Origin of the sequence: Streptomyces fuscigenes, from assembly GCF_021556455.1 — a bacterium.
Taxonomy (GTDB): Bacteria; Actinomycetota; Actinomycetes; order Streptomycetales; family Streptomycetaceae; genus Streptomyces; species Streptomyces fuscigenes.
In genome coordinates this window covers 1-6,010 of sequence record NZ_JAKGCV010000344.1, presented here as the reverse complement: position 1 = coordinate 6,010, position 6,010 = coordinate 1, and the positions used below count along the sequence as shown (strand labels likewise).

Genomic DNA, 6,010 nt, shown 5'->3' with positions numbered 1-6,010 from the left:
CTGCGCCCCCGGTGCGTGCGCCGGGCGCGACCCCGAGGACATGGGCTGCGCCTCTGGCCGGGCCACGACCCTCGCCACCGGCGCGGTCGGCGGCGCGTTCGTGGAGGTCCGCTACAGCGCGGCCTGCGACGCCGCCTGGGCCCGAGTCACGGGCTCGGCGCCCGGCGGCACCCTGGTGATCACCCCCGGCGGCAGCCCGGTCGCGGCGGACACGGGGCCCCGCACCGGCGCGTACACGCCGATGGTCGCCGCGCCGGACCCGCACGGCCTGCGCGCGTGCCTGGTGCTCACGGACGGGGAGGAGGGCTGCGCCACCGCACGGTGAGGACGCGGAGGCGCACGGTGAGGCACGACACCCGGGGGCACAGGTGTCCGAGCCCGCCCGTCGGATAGCCTGGCCGCTGGATTTCTCTTCACATCAAGATTCGGAAGGTCCCGGCCGCGACCCGGACCGGCGGCCGCTCCGAGGCGGTTGTGGGGAGGCGTCCCGCACACCAGGGGCCGGCACACACCAGGGCAGGACCCCACACCGCCAGCTTGCTATCGGAGATCGCCATGACCCGCACTCCCGTGAATGTCACCGTCACCGGCGCGGCCGGCCAGATCGGCTACGCGCTGCTGTTCCGCATCGCTTCCGGCCAACTGCTCGGCGCGGACGTGCCGGTCAGCCTGCGACTCCTGGAGATCCCGCAGGGCCTCAAGGCCGCCGAGGGCACCGCGATGGAGCTCGACGACTGCGCCTTCCCGCTCCTTTCGGGCATCGAGATCACGGACGACCCGAACAAGGCGTTCGACGGCGCGAACGTGGCCCTGCTCGTCGGCGCCCGCCCCCGTACGAAGGGCATGGAGCGCGGCGACCTGCTGGAGGCCAACGGCGGCATCTTCAAGCCGCAGGGCAAGGCCATCAACGACAACGCGGCGGACGACATCAAGGTCCTCGTCGTCGGCAACCCGGCCAACACGAACGCGCTGATCGCGCGCGCGGCCGCCCCCGACGTGCCGGCCGGGCGCTTCACCGCGATGACCCGCCTGGACCACAACCGCGCCCTGACGCAGCTCGCGCAGAAGACCGGCTCCTCGGTCGCCGACATCAAGCGGCTCACCATCTGGGGCAACCACTCCGCCACGCAGTACCCCGACATCTTCCACGCGGAGATCGCCGGCAAGAACGCCGCGGAGACCGTCAACGACGAGACCTGGCTCGCCGAGACGTTCATCCCGACCGTCGCCAAGCGCGGCGCGGCCATCATCGAGGCGCGCGGCGCGTCCTCGGCGGCCTCCGCCGCGAACGCGGCCGTCGACCACGTCCACACCTGGGTCAACGGCACCGCCGAGGGCGACTGGACCTCGATGGGCGTCGTCTCCGACGGCTCGTACGGCGTCCCGGAGGGCCTGATCTCCTCCTTCCCGGTCACCACGAAGAACGGCTCGTACGAGATCGTGCAGGGCCTCGACATCAACGAGTTCTCGCGCACCCGCATCGACGCGTCCGTCAAGGAGCTGTCGGAGGAGCGCGACGCGGTCCGCGGCCTCGGCCTGATCTGAGCGCACGGGCGCCGCGCGTCCCGGCCCCGTACGGGCCCGCCGCGCGGCCCCCGCGGGTGACGCGGCCGCGCGGCCGTACCCCGTACGGCTGACCCCGGGCCCCGCCCGCCGGCCCCTGGACGCCGGAACTCCCCGTCAATCACGGGGAGTTCCGGCGTTTTTTGGGCTGCGCCGGCCCCCCGGCGGCGCGTAGGGTGCTGCCTCCGGCGCACCGCCGGACCATGTCGACACGGGGGTCGAGCTCAGGTGTCCGAATCAGCGGCGCCACCGCCGCAGCAGCATGCGCCCGCACCCGGGGCCGGGGCGCCGGCACCGGGTGCCCCGGTGCCGGCCCCGCGCCCGGAAGCACGTGAGGCGCCCGAGCCGGTCCGGCCCGGCGCCAGCGAGGCGTGCCGGTATCTGTGCGCGGGCGTGTACCTCGACGCCGGCTACCGGGACGAGGTCCTGGACGAACTCCACCTGCACGAGGAGCGCTTCCCCGCCCCCTCGGCCGGCTTCGACGCGGCGCGGGTCCTGCTGCACGCGGTGCGCGCCCGGCGCTTCGAGGTCGGCTGGGCGTGCGTGCTGGTGGTGCTGTGGTTCGCCGCCGCGCTCGTCGAGCCGGGCGCCGGGGTGTTCCTGTGGTGGGGGACCGTGTGGATGGCCCTCGCGCCCTGGATCAGGGGGCGGGCCGCGCATCCGCACCCCGCCCGTCTCGTCCTCGGGTTCCTGGCGCGCTGGTTCGGGCGGCTGACGTTCCTCTCCGCTCTCACCGTCCTCGTCGGCGGCCTGTTCGGGGCGGGGGGCGACGGCCCGGCGGCCCTGTACGACGGTCCGATCGGCTCCGACGGCTTCGGCGGCGGCTCCGGCGGGGCGCTGGACGGCCTCGACGGCCCCGGCGGCCTGCGCGGCGCCTTCCTGCCCTCCGGCGCGGGCGGGCAGGGGATGTCCGCGCTCGCGCTGTTCCTCCTCGTGCTGATCGTGGCCGCGGTCGCCGCGCGCCGGGGCCAGTTCGCGAGCGTCATGGCGGGTGAGCTGTCCCGAAGCCGCTTCCCCGCGCTCGGCGCCGATCCCGCCGAGCGGATCGCCGGGAATCCGCGCCTGGCCGCGCTGCGCGACCGCCTCCGGGCCGAGCAGCACGCGCCGCTGTCCATGTACCGCTCGGGCGAGCCGTTCTGCGGCTACGGGCTGCCCTTCGACGTGTGGAGCCTGTCGGTCGAGCTGCGGCCCCGCGACGGCGTGGAGGCCCTGCCCGTCGACAACGCGGAGATGCTGCGCCGGGTGCGCCCGCTCGTGGAGGCGCTGCGCGTGCCGTCGCCGCGCGCCACCGGGCGGGAGGGCGAGGCCGTGCGCGACCGGCTGCGCGAACTCGTCGTCGACGAGTGTGTCTTCCTGCCCGCGGACGGCATGTCACGGCGCGACGGCGCGCCCTACGCGCCCCACGCCGTCGAGGAGCACCGCGCCGCCGCGGTGGAGGAGGGCGGTGAGAGCCGCAGGCACTTCCTGCGTGTCCGGGTCGGCGGCTGGCACGAGGAGGTCGTCGTCACGGTGTTCGTACGCGTGCACACCCAGGGCGGCATGCTGATGGTGGAGTTCGCGCCCCACGTGCTGCTGCCCGTGCGCCCCGACTTCCGCGACGCGGACCGCCAGGCGCACCGCCATCTGCGCAACAGCCCGGCGGGCCGGATCGCCTGGGCGCTCGCGCACGCCGGAGCGGCACCGGCCGCCGCCCTGCCCACGCTGGCGCGGTCGGTGATCCGGGGCTGGCGGCGGCTGACCGGGGGGTACGCCCGCGGGCTGCCCGAGGGGCCCGCGCTCTCCGTGCGCGAACTCGGCTCCGACACCGACCTGTCGCGCTTCCAGGAGATGGACGTGCGCCGCTACGTGAGGAGCATCGAGGACCGGGTCGCGGGCGGGGTCCGTGCCGCGCTGCGCGAAGCGGGCTACGCGACCGGCGAGTTCGAGCAGCGGATCATCCAGGTGTCCGGCCGGGGCGTGTTCATCGAGAACGCGAAGGACAGCGCCATCGGCATCGGCGACCACAACGCCGTCAGCGTCCGCGACGAGAAGGAGACCAGCCGTGACCAGGGCAGATGACGGAGCCGACCGGCGATTCGGACTCGGAACGGGCCACGGCGGCGACCACGCGCCGGGCGGCGCCGGGCCAGGGGCCGCCGGTGAGGGGGAGACCCCGGGCGGCACGGGCGGCCAGGCCGCCCCGGCGGGCTCGGGGGTCCACATCGGCTCGGTGACCTCCAGCGCGCTGAACATCGGCGACCACGGCACGGCGACCCACGTCACGCACCACCACGCGGGCGCGGCCGACCCGGCCCAGGAGGAACTCCTCGCGGCCGTGCGCGCGCTGCGCACCGACCTGGGCCGGCTCGTGCCGACCGCGGGGACGGACGCGCTCGACGCCGAACTCGCCCGCACCGAGGGCGAGGTGACGACCGCCGGCGCGGCGTCGCCCGGCCGGCTCGCCCGGCTGCGCGAGGCACTCGGCCTGGCGGGCGCCGTCACCGGCAGCCTCGCGTCGGGGGTCGCCGTGGCCGAGTCGATCGCCGGACTGCTGGGGAGCTGACGGGTGAACGGAGCGCGTGGAGCGGGCGGACCCGCACCGGGCCCGCGGCCCTGGTGGAACGCCGAGGCACAGCGCTGGGAGGACGGCACCCCGGTGGCGCCGTACGGACCGCCCCCGCCGCCGCTGCCGTCCCTGCCGCCGCGCCTGCCGGGCGGAGCGCGGGTTCCCGGCGCGCCCGGCGAGGACACGGCGGTGCTGATCGGCCCGGGCGCGGAAGGCGGGCCCGGCCGCGGAGCCCGGCTGGGGGCGGCGCTGCGCGCGCGGCGCGGGCTGCCCGCGGCGGCCGCGGGCGTGGTGCTGCTGGGCGCGATCGCCGCGGGGTCCTGGCTGGCGTTCGGCACGGACGCGCCGCCGCCCCGTGCGGGGGCGCCGGCGTCCCCGCACCCCTCCGGCCGCCCCGCGGCCTCGACGGCGGCGGGCGAGCCGTCCGACGACCTCTCCGAGGACCCGGACCCGTCCGGCACGGACGGCGCGAGCCCCTCCGCCACGGCCGGCGGGGACCTGCCCGACGGTATCCGAGAGGTGCACGACGCCAAGGGCTTCACGACCGCGGTGCCCGAGGACTGGACCCGCAGCGAGAAAGGCGCGTCCGTCTACTACACGTCGCCCGACGGCGCGAGCCTCCTGCAGATCTTCACCGTCACCGAGAAGTCGCTCACGCCCGAGGGGGCGGCCCGGGCCGCGTCCGAGGGGCTCTCGGAGGAACCCGGCTACGACGAGATCAGCCTCGGCCGGGTGCCGGGCGGTCCGGAGAATCCCGCGGGCGACGCCGCCGAGCTGGTCTACTCCTACGACAGCGCCAAGACCGGCGGCGTGCGGCAGGGCGTGGAGCGGGTGTTCACCGCCGTCGACGGCGCGAAGTACGCGGTGCTCGTCGCGGCGCCCCAGGACCAGGTGCCCCTCCAGGACACCGTCCTGGGCGCCGCGCTTTCCCGCTTCGCCCCCGACGGCCCCCCGCTCTCGCCCGCGGCCTGACCTCCGGCGGCCCGGCCTCCCCGGCCCCGCCCCGCCCCCGCGTGCGGACGGGCCGGGGCCGGGGCGCGGCTCCTCAGCCGCCGAGCACCTCGCCGCCGAGTTCCTTCACCGCGGCCATGGCCCTGCGGTGCAGCATCGGGCCGAACGTGATGCGGGTGGCGCCGAGCTTGCCGAGTTCCGCGTGCGCGGGGCCCGGGACGTTCGACACCGCGTTGATCGGCCCGTCGATGCCCGCGCGCAGGTCCGGGAGGGCGTCGTGCGGGGCCAGGATCGGGTAGACGCAGTCGGCGCCCGCCGCCACGTACAGCCGTGCGCGCTCGACGGCGGAGGCGGGGTCGGTGTCGCCGGTGATGAAGGTGTCGACGCGGGCGTTCACGACGAGCGCGCCGTCCGCCGCCGCGACCACCTCGGCCAGCCAGTCGGCGTGCTGCCGCGGGTCCTTGAGGACGCCCCGGTGCGAGTCCTCCAGGTTGCAGCCCACCACCCCGGCGGCCAGGGCCCGTTCGACGAGTTCCTCCGGCTTGAGCCCGTAACCGCCCTCCAGGTCAGCGGAGACGGGCACGTCGACGGCGCGCGTGATGCGCGCGACCGCCGCGAACATGTCCTCGAAGGGCAGTTCCCCGTCCTCGTAGCCGAGGGAGGCGGAGACGCCCGCGCTGGGCGTGGCGAGCGCGGTGAAGCCCGCGTCGCGGAAGGCCTGCGCGCTGCCCGCGTCCCAGGGGCCCGGCAGGACCAGCGGGTCCTCGGGCGCCCGGTCGTGGTGGGCGGCGCGGAAGGCGTCGACGGGGGAGTTCGGCATGGTGGCTGTCCCGTTCTCGGGTCGGTGCGTGGACGGTGGACTGCGGTCGTACTCTCCCGCACGGCCGGTCCGGGGGCGGCCCTCGGCGCGGCCGCGCCCGCGGACGGGGCCGGCGGGCGGCCGGCCCGCAC

At 76.5% G+C, this 6,010-nt stretch carries 6 protein-coding genes; 5 read left to right on the top strand and 1 reads right to left on the bottom strand.

The window, feature by feature from the left end:
• From L1885_RS21875 to L1885_RS21855, 5 genes are all read left to right on the top strand, one after another.
• On the top strand, nucleotides 1–325 hold a 325-nt coding region (locus tag L1885_RS21875), incomplete at its 5' end, for a DUF2690 domain-containing protein (RefSeq protein WP_235798871.1).
• Nucleotides 326–555: 230 nt separating this feature from the next.
• A complete protein-coding gene (locus tag L1885_RS21870) occupies nucleotides 556–1,545 on the top strand; it encodes a malate dehydrogenase (RefSeq protein WP_235798870.1) in 990 nt (329 codons plus the stop codon).
• Nucleotides 1,546–1,956: 411 nt separating this feature from the next.
• On the top strand, nucleotides 1,957–3,621 hold the full coding sequence (locus tag L1885_RS21865) for an AbeC-like domain-containing protein (protein ID WP_235798869.1): 1,665 nt from the start codon (nucleotides 1,957–1,959) through the stop codon (nucleotides 3,619–3,621).
• Nucleotides 3,605–4,105: a hypothetical protein gene (locus L1885_RS29255; RefSeq protein WP_308117373.1), complete on the top strand. Its 501-nt coding sequence runs from the start codon at nucleotides 3,605–3,607 to the stop codon at nucleotides 4,103–4,105. Before L1885_RS21865 ends, L1885_RS29255 begins: the two co-directional genes overlap by 17 nt.
• 3 nt (nucleotides 4,106–4,108) lie before the next feature.
• Entirely contained in the window at nucleotides 4,109–5,080 is a 972-nt protein-coding gene (locus tag L1885_RS21855; protein WP_235798868.1) for a serine/threonine kinase C-terminal domain-containing protein, read from the top strand.
• A gap of 73 nt (nucleotides 5,081–5,153) precedes the next feature.
• Here L1885_RS21855 and L1885_RS21850 read toward each other — a convergent pair whose 3' ends face one another.
• The gene (locus L1885_RS21850) at nucleotides 5,154–5,879 is read right to left on the bottom strand and encodes an isocitrate lyase/PEP mutase family protein (protein ID WP_235798867.1); all 726 of its coding nucleotides are present in this window, start codon (nucleotides 5,877–5,879) and stop codon (nucleotides 5,154–5,156) included.
• Nucleotides 5,880–6,010: the final 131 nt, after the last annotated feature.

Excerpts from the sequence above, each read along its gene's own strand:
- L1885_RS21870 (WP_235798870.1), top strand. The coding sequence starts at position 556 with ATGACCCGCACTCCCGTGAATGTCACCGTCACCGGCGCGGCCGGCCAG.
- L1885_RS21850 (WP_235798867.1), bottom strand. The coding sequence starts at position 5,879 with ATGCCGAACTCCCCCGTCGACGCCTTCCGCGCCGCCCACCACGACCGG.